The 396-nt window shown below is 64.1% G+C and carries 1 protein-coding gene; it reads left to right on the plus strand.

The window, feature by feature from the left end:
- Positions 1-96: 96 nt before the first annotated feature.
- The coding region (locus tag I6F36_RS39275; RefSeq protein WP_225173326.1) for an FAD-binding oxidoreductase at positions 97-396 on the plus strand (300 nt) is incomplete at its 3' end.

Consider the following 396-nt stretch of genomic DNA (forward strand, 5'->3'; position numbering starts at 1 on the left):
CTATAATGTGCGCCAATGCTTTGGTTTCGTCATGAACTCCCAGGCAATCGTTGCCGGGTTGGACGACGGCGTGCGGCAAGCAACCGTGGACATGCCATGATCGATCTCTCGTCCAGCCATCTGGCGCGGCTCGTCGACGATCTCGGCGACATCCCGATCGTGACCGATCCCAAGATCGTGCGGCGGCGTTCGCGCGATTTTTTCTGGTACAGCCCGGTGCTGAACGAGCTGTTGAACGACAAGTCCGCCGATCTCGTCGTCTCGCCGCGGAACGAAGCCGACGTCATCCGGGTCGCCGCCGTCTGTGCGCGGCATCGCGTGCCGATCACGGTGCGTGCCGGTGGCACCGGCAATTACGGCCAGGCGGTGCCGCTGCGCGGTGGCGTGCTGCTCGAC

The organism is Bradyrhizobium sp. BRP19 (genome assembly GCF_020194195.1).
Lineage (GTDB): Bacteria > Pseudomonadota > Alphaproteobacteria > Rhizobiales > Xanthobacteraceae > Bradyrhizobium > Bradyrhizobium yuanmingense.